The sequence below is a fragment of the Psychrobacter immobilis genome (genome assembly GCF_904846185.1).
GTDB classification, from domain to species: domain Bacteria; phylum Pseudomonadota; class Gammaproteobacteria; order Pseudomonadales; family Moraxellaceae; genus Psychrobacter; species Psychrobacter immobilis_B.
On sequence record NZ_CAJGZQ010000014.1, the window covers coordinates 83,033 to 97,462 of the forward strand.

The following is a 14,430-nucleotide window of genomic DNA, read 5'->3' on the forward strand; positions in this document are numbered from 1 at the left end:
GCGCCAATGAACAACTGCCGACAGTTAAAATAAATGCCGTTCATTTTAATCTTGCTCAACGCTATAAGGTGCTGAAATATAGCACACACCACTATTATGTATAGTTTATAAGCTGCTTTGTAATACAACAATCATCACTAACCATCATTTTCGCTAAAAGCTTTTAAAAGTGATCTAAAATCGATTTAAGTGCTAATGACTTGATAAACCTTTTATTATTAATTAACAAATGATGTTATTATTTGTCTTAACACCCGACCTCTAACATAAAATCACGGCTTATTCAACGCACAGTAAGCAAATACTGAGCATTGACCCGTCACCATTGTGCCACTACAGTGTAGCGCTTGTTACCCATAACAAAATATTGGCTTCTGTTAATGGTTGCCCATATTGAACTGTTTGGACAGGGTTTGACCATAACAGTTGATATTTTTGATACTTTTTTGCCTGACTCTAAAATACTTTGCATTCTAATTAATGGCTTATGTGACTTATGAAATTTGCTTTATCGACTCTGTCTACTGCGGTGATGACGATTACGTTCATGGGTTTAGCGGCGCCTACTTTTGCAAGCGCTACTGATCATAATATCGAGTCACCGAATGAGGTCACAGCCGTTGCAGTGACGCAAATTATCGACGCTGACACTCAAAAAAGTACTCAAAGCAGCGTTCAAGACAGCGTTCAAAACAGTACTCAAAAAAATGAGATTCAAAATAGAAGGTCAACGACAGATACAGACATGGGTCAAGCCGAGCAAAAAACTGGCTTAACAACGCTTATCGATCCCATTACCCATAAAAGTATTGATAATAGTTATCCATTAGCAGTATCTAGCCTGTTAAGCCTTGAGCAAGCTCAAAATATTTTATTGCAAGTGTCACCGAAACTGGCCGCGAATCAAGCGGCGATTGCTGCTAGTGAATACCAAACGGATGCGCTTAAAACCTTGGACAATCCATTGGTGTTTGCCCAATTATCAGCCAACGCTTACAACTTAGACGCGGATCTTGACTTATCATCATTGAAAAACGGTATTGTTAATGACGTTAACAATGGTATCGATAATGTGATTCCGCCTATTCCACCGTTACCAGATTTGCCAAATTTTGGTGAATTGGTCGGTGAGCGTATCCCAGATTCTTATGAGTTAAAGCGCTCAGGCTCAACGGCTGGTGCAGGTCTGGGCGTGGTTTGGCCCATCTATACTGCTGGACGTACCAACGCTTTGACAGGTGCTTCCAATGCCCGTACCCAAGAAGCCGTCGCAGACAGTCTATTGGATAAAAACGAGCTTTATAACACCCTGATTGAGCGTTACTTTAAAGCACAGCTGGCCATCATTGCCGCTTATTTACGTGAAGATGCTTATGATACCTTGCAGCAGACTGACCATATGGCGCAGCGGCTTTTTGAAGAAGGTTTTATCTCACGTGTTGATCGCTTAGAAGCACAATCTGCGCTTGCCGATGCAAAAAGTGAGTCCGTCAATGCCAATAACGATGCTCGTCTTGCGATGATGGCTTTACAGCGGCTATTGCGTACCGACTATCGTATCAAACCCACGACACCGTTATTCGTCTCTAGCCGTCCTTTACCCGATGTAAACTATTTTCAGAATTTATCACTCACTAATCACCCAGGTCTACAAAAAGTCGCCGCCAAACGCGCACAAGCTGAACAGCTACATGCGCTATCAGATACTGGTCACAAGCCTACCGTCATGCTCTATGGCTACGGACAAATTGAAAAAGACCCCAGTTGGGTAGCCGGTATATCAGCCAGCTGGAAGCTGTGGGGTGGTCTTGATAAAAATGCATCACTCGCATCGAGTAATGCCAAAATACGCCAAGCGGATCTGTCTGAAATCGAAGTCAGTGACAATTTATTATTACTGGTCGAAAAAAACTGGCACGATGTTAATAATGCCCAATCTCGTTATCAGGCATTACAAAGCAATGTAGATCTGGCCGCAGAAGTCTTACGTTTGCGCCAGTTGGGGCTACAAGAAGGTGTAAATACACCGATTGAGGTAGTCCAAGCACAAACGCAGTCGCTTAAAGCACGTACTGAACAAGCGCAAGCGGCAAACAGCTATGTACAATCGCTGGCCGCACTCATGCAAAGCTGTGGTACACCTCTTGCCTTTAACGCCTATCTTAATGCTGCTGATATTCGATTACCGACTTTGTATACTGAGTAATGATTTAATTTGAAAATGATAGATAGTGTGGATAAGCGTTTATATAGTTGATTCGATTTTAAAGTATGACAAGGCAGCTGAGCGAAGAGGTATATTTGATGCCTCAAGCGAGGTTAACGCCGCAATACTATTACAGTAGCCTGACCATACTAATTATCATGAAGCTGTCAATAACCATACTATTGCTAACTCTATTGTGAATACTGTTTTATGAAAAACCCGACTTCTAAATTAATAAGTAACTGGCTGCAGCCTTCATTAAAGACGTGGCGTATTGCGAACAACTCTAATGTTTGGGCACATTGCGCGAGCGTGGGATTTTTTGGTTTCTTATCAATTTTTCCAGTAATGGCGGTGTTTGTACTGCTTTATGGTCTCGCGTTTTCACCAGCTGAGATGCAAGAGCAAATCTCGGTTTTGCGTCCTTTCATACCTGATACGGTGTATGAAGTCCTCAATTCACGCCTAAGCGCATTGGTCTCCAATACCACATCCGCGCTCACGTTCAGTCTTGTCTTATCGACCTTACTCGCCCTTTATGCTGGCTCTAAAGGTGTCAAATCTTTAATTATTCTGATCAATCTTGCCTTTCATATTACTCAAGAGCGAAGCTTCATACAAGGTAACATTTTAGCAGTCAGCTTGACCTTTGGCGCGGTAGTAATATTGATTATAGCGGTCTCTTCTATTGCTATTATTCCTTTAGGGGCAGCCTATTTCCCCTTCCCGCAAATAGCTAAAACGATTGCGCTTTGGAGCAGGTGGCCTATATTGGCTGGTATCATATTTTTAAGCTTTTTAAGTCTCTATCGCCTAGCCCCAAACCGTGACGCCGTCGCGCTAAAAAAACTGGTGCCAGGAGCAGCTCTGGCGACCATTCTTTGGATTGTATTGTCTGTGCTATTTTCGATTTATGTGCAAAATTTTAATAACTATAGCGCTGAGTTTGGCGCGCTTTCAGCTGCCGTGGTCATTATGCTCTGGCTTTATTATTCAGCATTTATCGTCGCCTTTGGTGCGATTTTTAATTCTGAAGCCTTAGAAAGCGCCAAACCTTATGCTGTCCGAATGTACTAATAACATACCCTTTATCCTCAATTTTGCTGCTTTAGGAATCTCACTGTCATGACTGAATCTACCAACGAATCAGACGACTCGCGCAAGTTAAACGACTCAGAGCAATCTACCGACTCAGTCAATAACCATAACGATCAAGCAACTGATGCTGAAAATGAGCAAGCAGTGCCTACTTATAAGCGTCATGCAGAAAAAGCGGATAAATCTGCCATGATAAAAAAGGCACTTCTGGCGCTATTGGTTCTGATTGTATTAGGTGTTATTGCCTATGGTCTATATAAAAGCAATCAGCATAGCGAGCCTGAAGTCGTGACTTTGCAAGGGCAGATGCAGATGCAGCAAACCTCCATCGCGGCAAAAGTGCCGGGGCGTATTGCCAAAATCCTGGTCACAGAAGGTGATGCAGTGACAGTCGGGCAACAGCTGATTGAAATGGACTCGCCTGAGATTAACGCAAAGATCAATCAGGCTCTAGCTGGCAAGCAAATGGCACAAAGTCAGTTAGATAAAGCCGAAAATGGCGCCCGTCCACAAGAGATCGCTCAAGCAAAAGCGGCATGGCAAGCCAACAAAGCTGCTTCTGATTTGGCAGAGAACACTTACCAGCGTGTCAACCGCCTGTATGAGGAAGGCCTTATGGCACGGCAAAAACGCGATGAGGCATATGCGCAATATCTGGCCACTCAAGATCAAACTGAAGCGGCGCGCTTACAATACGACTTGGCAAAAGAAGGCGCACGCAGTGAAGATAAATCAGCGGCGACAGCACAAGTAGCACAAGTCGATGCGCAACTAGAAGAAGCACTGGTGGCAAAAGAAGAAGCCAATTTAAAAAGCCCTATTGCAGGCATTGTGGACAATGTCATTGTCAGCGCGGGTGAAGTCATTGGACAAGGCGTGCCTATCTTGACGTTGGTCAATACCGATGAGCAATGGGTCGTACTTAATGTCACCGAATCCTACTTAAACCAGTTTGCGATTGGTCAGAAATTTACTGGTACGATTCCTGCGCTGTCATCAGCAAATAAGCCTTATACCAAACAGTTCACCGTTTATGCTACGTCAACATTGTCTGACTTTGCCACTTGGCGCCCGACCAATAATGATGATGGATTCGATGTACGTACCTTTGAAGTAAAGGCACGTCCGACGACTCCCGATGCACGTATTCGCTCAGGTATGAGCGTTATTGTACGCGTCAATCCAGCACTTACTAATGCAAGCCAAGAGTAAGCCATGCACCCGATGAAGTTAAGTAAGGCTTTTTTGCGTAGTGCTGCCTATGAGCGACGGTTTTTGACCAAAAATCCGTGGGACTTTAGTATGGTGGTCTGGATACCACTGGCAACCGTCCTACTGATTTGGTGGATATTTTCACAAACACAGATTACGGATTTGCCCATTGGGGTGATAGACCAAGACAATAGCCCGATTGCCAATACCGCGGTACGCTATTTGGAAGCCAGCCCTACTCTAACGGTTAGACAACTTTATTACTCAGAGGCTGAGGCAAAAGCGGCTATTTTGCAGCGTGATATTTACGCTATTGTCATTATCCCTGAAGATTTTTCTCGGCATATTTTATCTGCTGAGCCTGCTCCATTAATTTTACAAGTAAATGCTCAGTACGGTACACATTCGGGCATTATCCAAACCAGCGTTCAAGCGGTCGCTGGGACGTTATCGGCAGGCGTTGAGATACAACGCTTGGTCAAACAAGGCATGGCACCGTCGCAAGCTGCGATTGCTTACTCACCGATTGGCATACAGCGTATCAGCCTGTTTAATGCAGCCACCGATTATCAGCAGTTTTTGGCTTCAACGGTCATACCCGCGCTGCTGCATATTTTAGCGATGGTGATCGGTGCAACGACGATTGGTCGTGAGCTGCGGGATAAACGACTCGGCCATTGGTATCGCTTTATCAGTACAGGTCATCCTGATTTGACGCGAACCACACAAAACGAGTCAACATCAGGGCAAATATTAACTGCCGTAGAAAACAACCAATACTTGAGCAAAAACGATCAAATCTCAGTCTCTAGCCATGCGAATAAAGATATGACGGAAAGGGCAAACGTTTTAGTCTTATTGTTTGGTCTGTTCGGCAAATACTTTTGGCCGACATTGGCCTTTAGTATTTGGGCGATGTTGGCTCTATGGCTTGCCACGCCGCAAGAATCCGTTGCCATGAGCTCAGTGCTTGCAACTTATGCTGGTTTGATATTATTAATAATGCTATCGTTTTGGCTGGGTGCTATCTTTACCTTAGGCTCATTTTCATTACGCATGGGCTTGTCTGCTACTGGTTTTATTTCAGCACCTTCTTATGCCTTTGCTGGTGTGACCTTCCCTTATATTGCTATCAGTGACAGTGCTCGGCATTGGTCAGATGCACTGCCACTCACTCACTATCTAAAACTACACATTGCACAATTACAGATGCAAGCACCTGTTGCTGTGTCATTGCCGATCGTCTATGGTCTGGCTATTGCCACGACGATTGCGATGAGCTTGACTACTTTATTAACCAAACGCGCGCTGGCGCATCCTGAACGTTGGGGGGCGCGCTAATGTCATTACCACCAAAAGACCATTTATCTTCGACAACGTCAGATTCAACCAAGCAGTCCTCAACACCTAGTTTCTTAGGTAGTTTTTTACAGACCATTAAGGACATCTTTTCTGATAAAGGTGTGCTATTACTCTTACTGATTGCCCCTATTATTTATGGTTTCTTTTATCCTTGGCCGTATTCGACAGAAGTGGTCAACCATGTACCTGTTGGTATCATTGATAACGACAATAGTAATCTATCACGAACCATCATTCGCTATGCGAGTGCCAGTCCGCAGTTAGACACACAGCTTTTTCTCAACGAGCAGCAGGCTAAAGAGGCCATGTGGTCAGATGAAATCGCTGGGTACATGGTCATTCCAAGTGGGCTTGAGCAGCAAGTACTATCGGGAAAAGCGGCGAGCGTCAGCGTATTGGGTAATGGCGGCTACTTTCTGCTAAATAAAAACGTACAGATGGGGTTTTTAAAAGCAGTCAGTACGGTATCAGCAGGGATTGAAGTCAAAAAAAATGTGGCACAAGGTGCTTATTCAGCAACAGCGGCTGCTAATACTCAAGCGGTGCCATTAGTAATTATCCCTTTATACAATCAAACAGAAGGTTATGGCGCTTACGTGGTGCCAGCGGTCTCTATTCTAATTTTGCAACAAACCTTATTAATCGCCACAGCGATGCTGATTGGTACGTGGTATGAGCAGCGGCGACATGCGACGAGTATCCGTGGTTGGCTTGGGCGAATTGCTGCGCTCAGTATGTTTAGCTTCATTATTGGCTGCTTTTATTATGGCTGGACATTTGAGCTACACCACTATCCGCGCGGGCAAAACATGCTTGGCAGTTTACTGTTCCTTCTGTTATTTTGTCCAACCGTAGCGACACTTGGCTGTGTGCTTGGACTCTGGTTTCGCCAGCGCGAACGTAGTATGCAAATCCTAATTTTTAGCTCACTACCGATGTTTTTTGTCAGTGGTTATCCGTGGCCAGCAGATCAGCTGCCCACAGTTTTACAAATCATACGTTGGTTCGTACCCACGACACCGGGTATCAATACCTCCGTCCAGCTTAATCAAATGGGAGCTAGTATCTCCCAAGTTTCTATTGGATTTTATGCACTAGCCGCCTTATGGGTATTTTACTTTGCGCTACTTATGTGGGTGCGCTGGCATGACGCGAATAAAGCACTTAAAACAGTGTCCTAAAGCAAAAGACGATTGCATGTCATTAGCGCCTGCCATCAATAAAAGCCAAATCGATGCGCCTGAATCAAAAAAAGCGCCTGCTAATATAGCAGGCGCTTTTTTATTTATAACGTTTTAATATTCTATCACTTAAAAAACACGATTAAGACCATTTAGTGCCGCCACGCGATACGCTTCTGCCATCGTTGGATAGTTAAAAGTAGTATTCACAAAGTACTCAAGTGTATTATTGCTCTTACACTTCATCACGGCTTGTCCAATATGAATAATCTCTGATGCATGGTTACCGTAGCAATGGATTCCTAAAATCTCCAACGTATCACGATGGAACAAAATCTTTAGGACACCTGAGCGTTCACCAATGATTTGTGCTCGTGCCAAATGCTTAAAGAATGCTTGACCCACTTCGTATGGGACTTTTTCGTCGGTTAGCTCTTGCTCAGTTTTACCGATACAAGAAATCTCAGGAATCGTATAGATACCAGTTGGCACGCTTGACACTGGTTCCGCATCGCTATCACCGACCATAAAGGCCGCCGCACAGCGTCCTTGGTCATAAGCGGCAGAAGCCAAAGATGGCCAACCAATCACATCGCCTGCTGCATAGATATTTTCTATTTCGGTACAATAGGTATCATCAACTTTTAATTGACCACGGCTGTTTGCTTTTAGACCAATCGCTTCTAAGTTTAAACCTTCCGTATTACCTGAGCGACCATTTGACCAAAGAATGGCATCAGATTTGATGCGCTTACCACTCTTTAGATGCAAGACGACATAATCATCATGCGTTTCAAGATGATCAATTTCTTCGTTACTACGAATCAGTACGCCAAATTGCCTAAAGTCATGCGCGATAGCATCGCTAATCTCGCTATCGAGATAACTGAGCAATTGATTTTGGTTATTAATCAAATCAACCTTATAACCAAGACCCGTAAAGATAGAGGCATATTCACAACCAATCACGCCCGCACCATAGATGATAATTTTTTTGACCACATAATCCATTTGCAAAATTTTATCAGAATCAAAAACGCGCGGATGGTTAAAGTCTAAAATTTCAGGGCGATAAGGACGACTACCAACCGTTACGATGGCTTTATTAAAGGTAATGGTTTCAAAGACATTGTCATCGGTTTCAACACGCAAAGTATGAGCATCAATAAAACTTGCCCAACCTTGAATCACTTCAATGCGATTGCGTTCATAGAATCGTGTGTGCGTACTAACCTGATTGCGAATGACTTTTCGGGCATTGGCAAGCACTCTATTTAGAGGAACTTGCTTGTACTCCATCGCCTTGGTAAACATAGGATCACGGCGAAAGTTAATGAGGTTAAATACCGATTGGCGCAGTGCTTTACTTGGAATCGTACCCACATGGGTAGAGTTACCACCTACCTGATCACGTGGATCAATGACCACCACTTTTTTGCCAGATTTAGTCAATTTCATAGCCGCCGCTTCGCCAGCAGGACCTGCTCCTAAAACGACCGCATCATACTCATACTCGTGGTTATCGCCTTTTAAGCGACGTGAATCTTTTGTATAACCAGACTTGATATCGATTCGCGTATCATCGAGCGGATTAATAAGATCAGGATGGTGCATGACATCATCAGTGACCTGCTCATGGGTTTGTTCAATATTTTGTTTTTTATTTTTGCCTTCAGTATGTTCAGGATTCGGCACGCGACCGCTTTCTTTATTCGATACTTCGGTATGAATGTCTTTACCAATATCATTGGTCGCGTCGCTTGGTTTTTTAGTTCCCATCGTGTCCTCTTTACATTTACTTATTTATTTGATTTTTAGACTGTGTATGAATCAATAATTGCTTGAGTCAAAATCACACGACTAAGGCGTGCCCACCATACGTTGTGACACAATATTTTGTAGTGTCCAATGCCCAGTCGCGCTTTTCTGTCCCTCGTCAATCTGCGGACGCGCACTTATCACATATTCTGTGCCAAGGCTTGGTTTAAAGTCATCAATCCAATCATAAGGTACCTGAAACACGCTGCCATCTTTACTTGATTTGGCCAGTAAACACTGCATCGGTAATGCAGAGGCACAGGCCACACGATTGGGCATGATTGTTAGCGTTTGCGCTTCACCCAATACAATGGTTGGGATATAACGTGGCTCAGGCACTGGCTCACGTGAAAAAGGTGACGTTTGGCAAGCACTCAGTAAACTGACCGCACTCAGCAAGCTGGCCAATAATAAAGGGGTCTTGCTAGACTTATAAGATGAACTCATAATATTCTCTATGTGATAATGAGATGGTATTAAATGATTATTAATAGTGATGCTTTAAATAATGGTTCTTTTTTGAACAATCGTTATTGCTAAATCGTTATTGCTAAATAATTAATTGATTCAAGCCATTCATTGATAGCTCATATTTTATTAGCCGATACGGCGTTTGAGACCCGTCATCTGCAAGATGCGCGTAGCGATTTCTTCAACGGACATCTCAGAGACATCAAGGCTTGGAATACCATGCGTGATATAAATCCCTTGTATTGCCCGCTGCTCTTGCTGACATTGCTGATAGCTCGAATAACGACTACCCGCACGGCGCTCTTGACGGATTTTCACCAAGCGATCAGTATCGATCAATAGACCGAACAGCTTGTCTTTGTGCTCGCGCAATGCTTTTGGTAATTGATTATCGTACAAGTCATCTTCGGTCAAAGGATAATTTGCTGCTCGAATACCGAACTGTAAGGCTAAGTATAAAGAAGTCGGTGTTTTTCCTGAACGCGATACGCCCACCAAAATAATATCGGCCGCATCGTAATGACGCGTACGCGCACCATCATCATTGTCTAAAGCGAAATGCACCGCATCGATACGTTCTTTATAAGTCTCAGAATCCACATCGTCGTGTGCATGACCAGAGTGTCCGTCAGGCTCCACACCCGTTTCTTCAGCGACGCGACCTATCAAACCCTCATACATATCCAAGTTACAGCTTTGGGCAGAATTGATCTTTTCACGAATATCAGGGTTAACAATCGTATCAAAGACCAATGGCAACAAACCATCTCGTTGATACGCCATGTTGATTTGCTCAACGGCGTCTTCTGCACGCTCTAAGCTATCGACATATGGCAACACTCGTGTTTCAAAAGGTACTGAAGCAAACTGACTCAAGATAGCGCGGCCAAGCGTCTCCGCCGTAATCGCTGTGCCATCTGAGATAAAAAACGCGGTTCGAACGGCTTGAGAGCTGTCTAAGTTTAACGCGTTGCGATTTTGAATAGTGGGATTCAGTTGTTCAGCTGGATTACTTGAGTACATAACGTTGGCACCTCGATTGAAAACACAATGGTAATCTTCATTTGGCTTTTATTTTTGATCGGCTTAGACTTGATTTTCAGACGTAATTTTCGTTTTGTATAAGCGCTAATATTGCACATTTATATCAGGATAAACCGCTACTATTTATGCTCTACATTATACGCATAATAGCGACCTAATAGAAATCAATGTTACAGGCGTACACTTAGAAAGCCACAGTGCCCTTAATCTTATCATGCCGATTAATAACCATTATTGTGATGACTGGTTACTCATACTAGCGCAGCTTTACCTGCTATATATAAAGGCAAATATTATAAGAATATCCTAATACTCTTCTGTTATTTATTTTAAACCCTCTATTTATTAACCGATTTATAGGTATATTTTGATAATTATAGTGATCTTTACTCGCATTTTTACGTCATCTCAAAAATAGAAAAGTGAATAGCCTTCTACTAATTATGTAGCAAAGCCCACAATTTGTATCTTTTTGACAAAAATATTGGTTCAACCCCTCGAAATTCTCCAAATATAGCGGTATAATTCACCGTTATAATCTTTACTAAATAACCTTATTTTCTGGAGTTATCATGGCAGCGCAATCTACAGCACTTGTAATCAATCTTGATCAGCTAGGAAAAGACGACATTGAAATGGTCGGCGGCAAGAACGCCTCATTAGGTGAAATGATCAGCCATTTGTCTGATTTGGGTGTTAGTGTTCCAGGCGGCTTTGCCACCACGTCAAATGCATTCAACCGTTTTTTGAATGAAACTGGCCTGCTTGACAAAATCAACAACGAACTAAAAACATTAGATGTTGATGATGTCAAAAAACTTGCAGAAACGGGTAAAAAGATTCGTACTTGGATTATTGAGCAAGATCTGCCAAGTGATCTTGAGCAAGAAGTGCGTCAATCGTTTGAAACGATGAGCGGCGGCGAAGACATCGCGGTTGCTGTGCGTTCTTCTGCGACTGCCGAAGATTTGCCAGATGCCTCGTTTGCTGGTCAGCAAGAGACATTCCTAAACATTCGCGGCATTGATAACGTTCTGATTGCGATTAAAGAAGTATTTGCATCTCTTTATAACGACCGTGCCATCTCTTATCGTGTACACAAAGGTTTTGAGCATGAAGGCGTTGCCTTATCTGCTGCTGTACAGCGTATGGTTCGCTCAGAAACTGGCGCGGCAGGTGTGATGTTCACGCTAGATACTGAAAGCGGTTTTGATCAAGTGGTATTCATCACCTCAAGCTATGGTCTAGGTGAAATGGTTGTACAGGGAGCGGTTAACCCAGATGAATTCTATATTTCTAAGCAATTGCTAGCCAATGGTAAACCATCGGTGATTCGCCGTAACCTAGGCAGCAAGCATAAGAAAATGATTTATGGTGATGAAGGTAGCACTACTAAATCAGTAAAAACTGTCGATGTTGAAAAACAAGATCGTATGCAGTTCTCATTATCAACTGAAGAGCTAACCTCTCTTGCCAAGCAAGCCGTGACGATCGAAAAGCATTACGGTCAAGCAATGGACATCGAATGGGCAAAAGACGGCGATACCAATGAAATCTTTATCGTTCAGGCGCGTCCTGAAACGGTTAAGAGCCGCCAAGACAGCAATGTCATGGAACGTTATATCATCGACACGACTAACGCTAAAGTATTGTGTGAAGGTCGTTCAATCGGTCAGCGTATCGGTTCAGGTAAAGTCCGTATCGTTAGCAACTTAAATGAGATGGATAAAGTACAAGAAGGCGACGTACTAGTATCAGACATGACGGATCCGGATTGGGAACCAGTCATGAAGCGTGCTTCTGCTATCATCACTAACCGTGGTGGTCGTACGTGTCACGCAGCGATTATCGCTCGTGAGCTAGGTGTTCCAGCCATCGTTGGTTGTGGTAATGCGACTGAGCTATTGGTTGATGGTCAAGACGTCACTGCTTCTTGTGCCGAAGGTGATACTGGCTTCATTTATGAAAGCCAAATCGACTTTGAAGTACAGACCAACTCTGTTGAGTCTATGCCAGAGCTTGCATTCAAAGTAATGATGAACGTTGGTAATCCAGATCGTGCCTTCTCATTCACGCAAATGCCAAACGAAGGGATTGGTCTTGCCCGTCTTGAGTTCATCATCAACCGTATGATTGGCGTGCATCCAAAAGCCTTGCTAAACATGAACAGCCTGCCACGCGAAATTGCCCAAGCCATCCAAGAGCGTATTGCTGGTTATGCGTCACCGGTAGATTTCTACGTGGATAAGTTGGTCGAAGGTATCTCAACGCTAGCCGTTGCCTTTATGGATCAGCCAGTTATCGTTCGTATGTCAGATTTCAAGTCGAACGAATATGCTAACTTGCTTGGTGGTAAATTATACGAGCCATCAGAAGAAAACCCAATGCTTGGTTTCCGCGGTGCCAGTCGTTATGTGTCTGATAACTTCCGTGACTGCTTTGAGCTTGAGTGTAAAGCACTAAAACGCGTACGTGATGAGATGGGCTTGACCAACGTCGAGATTATGATTCCATTCGTTCGTACCGTTGGCGAAGCCAAAGAAGTCATCGAATTACTTGAGAAAAACGGTCTAAAACGTGGCGAAAACGGTTTACGCGTTATCATGATGTGTGAGTTACCAACCAACGCCCTATTGGCAGATGAATTCCTAGAGCACTTCGATGGTTTCTCAATCGGCTCTAACGACTTGACTCAGTTGACACTTGGTCTTGACCGTGACTCAGGTATCGTCTCACATCTATTTGATGAGCGTGATCCTGCGGTTAAGAAACTATTAACCATGGCGATTGATGCGTGCCGTAAAGCAAACAAATATGTCGGCATCTGTGGTCAGGGTCCATCAGACCATCCAGATCTCGCGTTTTGGCTCATGGAGCAAGGTATCAGCTCAGTGTCGTTGAACCCTGATTCTGTACTAGATACTTGGTTCTTCTTAGCTGGTGAAGAAGCGAAGTAAGCCCTAACGTTCAGTCACAGCAGTAATTCACACAGTCATTAAAGAAACAATTATTAGGGTCTATTTGAAAAATATTAAATAGACCCTAATATTATGTATCATATATAGTGACTTAAGATATGACTAACTATGCAGGCAATTATGCAGATTTTCCTTGCTCGAAATAACGTACAAGCTGGTCCTTACAATTTGGAGCAGCTGAATATCATGTTGGCATCTGGTGAAGTACTGCTGGATGATTTGATGTGGCATGAAGGCTTAGACCAATGGCAGCGTGTCGGTAACTTGACCAATAATCAAACGGTTTATCGACCTACCAACCTTGGCAAGCCTCAGGTTAATGACTCTATTATCAATAATGTAACTGTTTTTCCTGAAGACAACGCTAGCAATAGCTCGGATAGCAAATCAGTTTCATTAGATAGATTGTATGGCAAGCCTGAACGTCCGAAAGACACGGATAAAAGTGTGAAAGCTGACATGACCACCAATCGTCAGCAAACACCGCACAATAATGTGTCACTAAACAAGTCTAATAGCAATAAGGCTGCGTCTAGTAAAGACAAAGTCGTCGGCAATGTGGTACTTGCACCGATTATGTCGCGAGTATTAGCAACAGCCATCAATGGACTACTCTATCTACTGGCTATTTTTCCGCTAGTGATGGCATTGACCAAAATGGATGTGGATTATACCAAATTCCAAAATATCCAAGATATGGATGCGGCTTATCAGTATTCAATGACACTGATGGAGAGTCTTCCTAGTAGCACATTGATGATGTCGCAAGTGATGGTATTTGGCTTATTTGCGCTGCAATTGGTATTTATCACACTGCGTGGTCAGTCACTCGGTAAGCTGATTACGGGTATTCGCGTGGTGGATCAAACCACCCATCGGTTGCCCTCTTTTACCAAGCTTATTGGTGTGCGTACTTTGTTATTATTTATTATTTCTCTGCACACGACAAAAAAACAAAAAAGTCTGTTAAAGCAAAGGCATAATAGTAATTTTTAAGACGAATCAGACCATGCCAAACTTTAACAGACTTAGTGAAACTTTAACCCAAAACCTGAGTATG

At 43.3% G+C, this 14,430-nt stretch carries 10 protein-coding genes; 7 read left to right on the forward strand and 3 right to left on the reverse strand.

The window, feature by feature from the left end:
* The first annotated feature begins 496 nt into the window (after window positions 1–496).
* The 5 genes from JMW94_RS09185 to JMW94_RS09205 all read left to right on the forward strand — a co-directional run bounded on the left by JMW94_RS09185 (window position 497) and on the right by JMW94_RS09205 (window position 7,059).
* On the forward strand, window positions 497–2,206 hold the full coding sequence (locus tag JMW94_RS09185) for a TolC family protein (RefSeq protein ID WP_201604128.1): 1,710 nt from the start codon (window positions 497–499) through the stop codon (window positions 2,204–2,206).
* A gap of 210 nt (window positions 2,207–2,416) precedes the next feature.
* Complete coding sequence (locus JMW94_RS09190) at window positions 2,417–3,283, forward strand: YihY/virulence factor BrkB family protein (protein WP_201604130.1); 867 nt, start codon at window positions 2,417–2,419, stop codon at window positions 3,281–3,283.
* Between the two features lie 48 nt (window positions 3,284–3,331).
* On the forward strand, window positions 3,332–4,516 hold the full coding sequence (locus JMW94_RS09195) for an HlyD family secretion protein (protein WP_087945569.1): 1,185 nt from the start codon (window positions 3,332–3,334) through the stop codon (window positions 4,514–4,516).
* A 3-nt stretch (window positions 4,517–4,519) separates the two neighbouring features.
* A complete protein-coding gene (locus tag JMW94_RS09200) occupies window positions 4,520–5,857 on the forward strand; it encodes an ABC transporter permease (protein WP_201604132.1) in 1,338 nt (445 codons plus the stop codon).
* Complete coding sequence (locus JMW94_RS09205) at window positions 5,857–7,059, forward strand: ABC transporter permease (RefSeq protein WP_201604134.1); 1,203 nt, start codon at window positions 5,857–5,859, stop codon at window positions 7,057–7,059. Before JMW94_RS09200 ends, JMW94_RS09205 begins: the two co-directional genes overlap by 1 nt.
* A gap of 129 nt (window positions 7,060–7,188) precedes the next feature.
* On the opposite strand, the gene sthA is transcribed toward JMW94_RS09205, so the two are convergent.
* From sthA to JMW94_RS09220, 3 genes are all read right to left on the reverse strand, one after another.
* Window positions 7,189–8,838, reverse strand: coding sequence for a Si-specific NAD(P)(+) transhydrogenase (sthA, locus tag JMW94_RS09210; RefSeq protein ID WP_045452107.1), 1,650 nt, complete (start codon window positions 8,836–8,838; stop codon window positions 7,189–7,191).
* A gap of 81 nt (window positions 8,839–8,919) precedes the next feature.
* Entirely contained in the window at window positions 8,920–9,324 is a 405-nt protein-coding gene (locus JMW94_RS09215) for a DUF4377 domain-containing protein (protein WP_045446913.1), read from the reverse strand.
* 150 nt (window positions 9,325–9,474) lie between these two features.
* A complete protein-coding gene (locus JMW94_RS09220) occupies window positions 9,475–10,371 on the reverse strand; it encodes a pyruvate, water dikinase regulatory protein (RefSeq protein WP_045446910.1) in 897 nt (298 codons plus the stop codon).
* 593 nt (window positions 10,372–10,964) lie between these two features.
* On the opposite strand from JMW94_RS09220, the gene ppsA reads away from it, so the two are divergent.
* Together ppsA and JMW94_RS09230 are read left to right on the forward strand one after the other, a co-directional pair.
* Window positions 10,965–13,349: a phosphoenolpyruvate synthase gene (gene ppsA / locus JMW94_RS09225; protein WP_201604137.1), complete on the forward strand. Its 2,385-nt coding sequence runs from the start codon at window positions 10,965–10,967 to the stop codon at window positions 13,347–13,349.
* Window positions 13,350–13,478: 129 nt separating this feature from the next.
* Window positions 13,479–14,366, forward strand: a complete 888-nt coding sequence (locus JMW94_RS09230) for an RDD family protein (RefSeq protein ID WP_201604138.1) — start codon at window positions 13,479–13,481, stop codon at window positions 14,364–14,366.
* Window positions 14,367–14,430 lie beyond the last annotated feature (64 nt).

Coding starts and splice junctions, on each gene's coding strand:
- JMW94_RS09185 (WP_201604128.1), top strand. CDS start 497: ATGAAATTTGCTTTATCGACTCTGTCTACTGCGGTGATGACGATTACG.
- JMW94_RS09190 (WP_201604130.1), top strand. CDS start 2,417: ATGAAAAACCCGACTTCTAAATTAATAAGTAACTGGCTGCAGCCTTCA.
- JMW94_RS09195 (WP_087945569.1), top strand. CDS start 3,332: ATGACTGAATCTACCAACGAATCAGACGACTCGCGCAAGTTAAACGAC.
- JMW94_RS09200 (WP_201604132.1), top strand. CDS start 4,520: ATGCACCCGATGAAGTTAAGTAAGGCTTTTTTGCGTAGTGCTGCCTAT.
- JMW94_RS09205 (WP_201604134.1), top strand. CDS start 5,857: ATGTCATTACCACCAAAAGACCATTTATCTTCGACAACGTCAGATTCA.
- sthA (WP_045452107.1), bottom strand. CDS start 8,838: ATGGGAACTAAAAAACCAAGCGACGCGACCAATGATATTGGTAAAGAC.
- JMW94_RS09215 (WP_045446913.1), bottom strand. CDS start 9,324: ATGAGTTCATCTTATAAGTCTAGCAAGACCCCTTTATTATTGGCCAGC.
- JMW94_RS09220 (WP_045446910.1), bottom strand. CDS start 10,371: ATGTACTCAAGTAATCCAGCTGAACAACTGAATCCCACTATTCAAAAT.
- ppsA (WP_201604137.1), top strand. CDS start 10,965: ATGGCAGCGCAATCTACAGCACTTGTAATCAATCTTGATCAGCTAGGA.
- JMW94_RS09230 (WP_201604138.1), top strand. CDS start 13,479: ATGCAGGCAATTATGCAGATTTTCCTTGCTCGAAATAACGTACAAGCT.